Source organism: Pseudomonas sp. HMWF021, from assembly GCF_003061005.1.
GTDB lineage: Bacteria > Pseudomonadota > Gammaproteobacteria > Pseudomonadales > Pseudomonadaceae > Aquipseudomonas.
In genome coordinates, this window is record NZ_QAIK01000068.1 from 1 (window position 1) to 3,512 (window position 3,512).

General features: G+C 55.4%; 5 protein-coding genes. All 5 read right to left on the reverse strand.

Annotated elements, in window-relative coordinates; translation table 11 throughout:
• On the reverse strand, nt 1-580 hold a 580-nt coding region (locus tag DBR18_RS10150; protein WP_371921083.1), incomplete at its 3' end, for a tRNA modification GTPase.
• Between the two features lie 81 nt (nt 581-661).
• Nucleotides 662-2,344: a membrane protein insertase YidC gene (gene yidC / locus DBR18_RS10155; protein WP_103522168.1), complete on the reverse strand. Its 1,683-nt coding sequence runs from the start codon at nt 2,342-2,344 to the stop codon at nt 662-664.
• A gap of 2 nt (nt 2,345-2,346) precedes the next feature.
• Nucleotides 2,347-2,592 (reverse strand): membrane protein insertion efficiency factor YidD, encoded by a 246-nt coding sequence (gene yidD, locus DBR18_RS10160; RefSeq protein WP_108590221.1) that lies wholly within the window; start codon nt 2,590-2,592, stop codon nt 2,347-2,349.
• A complete protein-coding gene (rnpA, locus tag DBR18_RS10165) occupies nt 2,585-2,986 on the reverse strand; it encodes a ribonuclease P protein component (RefSeq protein ID WP_218277851.1) in 402 nt (133 codons plus the stop codon). The genes yidD and rnpA overlap by 8 nt, the downstream gene beginning before the upstream one ends.
• A 16-nt stretch (nt 2,987-3,002) precedes the next feature.
• Nucleotides 3,003-3,137, reverse strand: coding sequence for a 50S ribosomal protein L34 (gene rpmH, locus DBR18_RS10170; protein WP_003213577.1), 135 nt, complete (start codon nt 3,135-3,137; stop codon nt 3,003-3,005).
• Between the last annotated feature and the right edge of the window lie 375 nt (nt 3,138-3,512).

A 3,512-nucleotide genomic window follows, 5' to 3' on the forward strand; every position in this document is an offset into this window, starting at 1 on the left:
CGAGCATGCCCAACACATGGCCATCGGCAAGAAAGTCGATTTCCTCTTCGGGAAAGTCGATCGCGGCTTCCACATAAATGCGCAAGCCGATCAATTGTTCAGTGAGGTTATGCACACGCTGGGAAAACGCGCCTTGCAAGGAGCGCAGAGCATTGCGTGCAGCCTGTGCAGAACTGGCTTCGATCAGGTCGGCAATCGCCTCGGCCTGAGCGAGGTCCAGTTTGTCGTTGAGGAACGCGCGCTCGCTGAATTCACCCGGGCGGGCCAGACGGCAACCCAACTCCAGACAACGCTTGAGCAACATGTCCAGGACGATCGGACCACCGTGCCCCTGCAGCTCCAGCACGTCTTCGCCGGTGAACGAGTTCGGGCCGGGGAAATACAGGGCCAGACCTTCGTCCAGCACCTGCTGATCTTCACTGAAAAACGGACCGTAATGAGCGTAACGCGGTTTCAGTTCGCGGCCGCTGATGGCTTTGGCCGCAAAACTGGCCAACGGCCCGGAAATACGGACGATGCCGACACCGCCGCGACCTTGAGCGGTAGCGACGGCGGCGATGGTTTCACGAGGTGCGCTCATAAACCGGAATCCAGACAAAAGTGGCAGATAGCAAAACGCCCCACTAGGGGGCGTTTTGAGTGGTGTTATCCACAGAGCAAGTTACGCCTCGGCTTTTTTCGTCGCCGCTTCGATCTTACGCGTGATGTACCACTGTTGTGCAATCGACAGGCAGTTGTTCACAACCCAGTACAGCACCAGACCTGCAGGGAACCACAGGAAGAAGAAGGTGAAGATGATTGGCATCATTTTCATGACCTTCGCCTGCATCGGATCCGGAGGAGTCGGGTTCAGACGCTGCTGGATGAACATGGTCGCGCCCATGATGATCGGAAGGATGAAGAACGGGTCCTTGATCGACAGGTCGGTGATCCACAGCATGAACGGCGCCTGGCGCATTTCCACGCTTTCCAGCAGAACCCAGTACAGCGAAAGGAAAACCGGCATCTGCACGAGGATCGGCAAGCAGCCGCCCAGCGGATTGATCTTCTCTTTCTTGTACAGCTCCATCATGGCTTGCGACATTTTCTGCCGGTCATCGCCATGTTGCTCTTTCAGTGCAGCCAGTTTCGGCGCAACGGCACGCATGCGCGCCATGGATTTGTAGCTGGCAGCCGACAGCGGGAAGAAGATCCCTTTGATCAGCATGGTCAGGAAGATGATCGACCAGCCCCAGTTACCCACAATCGCGTGGATGTGTTGCAGCAACCAGAAGATTGGCTGAGCGATGAACCACAGAATGCCGTAGTCGACGGTCAGTTCCAGGCCTGGGGACAACTGTTTCAGCACGGCCTGGCTCTTCGGACCGGCGTACAGAATGGCGCTGGTTTCAACTTTGGCACCCGGTGCAGCGGTCAGCGAAGGACCGGTGTAACCGATGATGTAGTTGCCTTTGCTGTCCTTACGCGTCTGAACGATGTTGTTTTCGCCCTTCGGCGCAACCCATGCCGTCACGAAGTAGTGTTGCAGCCAGGCTACCCAGCCACCGGTGACGGTTTCCTTGAGCTGACCTTTGTCCATGTCTTTCATGGACACTTTCTTGTACGGCTCGGAACTTGTCCACAGGGCTGCGCCCAGGTAAGTCGCGGTGCCAGTAGCAGTGGTCGACGAAGGGTCGGCACTGGCGTCGCGCTTCAGTTGGGCGAACATCGAGCCCGACCAAGGCTGAGCGCTCTGGTTATCCACAAGGTAGGTCACGGTTACGTCATACAGGCCGCGTTTCAAAGTGAAACGCTTGATGTAATTGACGCCGTCCTTGCTGAACTTCAGGTCGACGACCAGCTGATCCTGACCGTCAGCCAGTTGATAACTTTTCTTCTCCGAGGAGTAAACCGGACGACCGGCCGGGCTTGCGTCCGGACCATTGGTGCCGATCAGGCCGCTTTGTGCCAGATAAGTACGTTCGCCGCCGTTGTCGAACAGCTGAAACGGCACATCAGGACGATCCTGACGACGTGGATACAGTGGCAAGGTCAGTTGCGCAACGTCACCGCCCTGTGGATCGATCGCCAGATCGAGCACGTCGGTTTTGACCTGAATCAGATCCTTGCTGGCAGCGACCGGAGTTTCCACAGGTGCGCTGGTATCGCTTGCAGCACGCGGAATATCGTCACTGGCGGAAGCGTTATTGCCAGGAACGGTGTCCGGCAAACCGGATGCAGTCGTACTGGAAGCAACATTCTGAGTCGGCAGGGCAGCCTGGCCATAGTCCTGGTTCCATTTAAGAACCATAACGTAGGACACGATTGCCAGGGCGACGATCAGGATCGTGCGTTTGATATCCATGATTACTCGGCCATCGAAGAAGAACGGGAGGTAGGGATAGGTGGAACCGGGTCATAACCACCGGGATTCCACGGATGACAGCGACCTAAACGACGAAAGGTCAGCCAGCCACCGCGCAGAAGGCCATGAATTTCGATGGCTTCATACGCGTAGCAGGAACAACTGGGGTAGAAACGACAGTGACTGGCCATCAAAGGACTGATGGCGTAGCGATAAAACTGGATCGGAACGAGGGCCAGTTTACGCATCTGGACTGTCTACCCCTGCAGTTTCGGTTTTGACTGCTGGAACTGGCTTGTTACGAGCCAGACGCTTCCAGAGCTTGCCGAAATGCTGAATCAATTCGGGGTTTTCTACGTCGCCCAAACCTTTGCGCGCGACGATAACGATATCCCAGCCGACCAGTGAATCCTGGTGCAGACGGAACGATTCGCGCATCAGACGTTTGAGGCGATTGCGCTCAACGGAGAGCTTTACGCTCTTTTTCCCGATAACCAGCCCGAGACGGGGGTGATCAAGATCGTTATTGCGCGCAAGGAGCAGGAGATTTTTCCCCGGAACCTTGCCGGTAGGGGAGTCAAAGACTGCCTTGAAATGCCGGGGGGTAAGCAGACGCTTTTCCCGACTGAAGTCCTGACTCACCTCCAGTGCCGGATTATCAAACTGCCAGACGCGCACGACCTTTGGCGCGACGACGCGACAGGACGGCACGACCGTTCTTGGTAGCCATGCGAGCACGGAAACCGTGGGTACGAGCGCGTTTGATAGTGCTTGGTTGGAAAGTACGTTTCATGTCGTGTTACCTGGTTCGTCCACAACGGGCCGGAATGGCCCCCGTTTTAAGAGACCGGGGATTCTAGAGAAAGCAAGTCTTCAGGTCAATTTCCAACCAGCGTTTCCTTATAAATAGATCTCTGAACCTGCAAGCACGACAATCTGGTCAGCCAGATATAAAAATAAAGAAGCGAAGTATTTAAAGCTTTTCTGTAAAGCTTATAAAAGCTAGGCTCGCCGCCTTCTGTGGATAACTCACTCAAGCCCTTGTTCCAAGCGCTGTACAGAGAATGACAACTACAGTGGAAAACCGTGTTCAGCCTGTGCTGCGCTATCGGATAACCTGTGTGTGGAAACGGTGTTTATCCACAGGCTGGTTATCCACCGAGTTCGA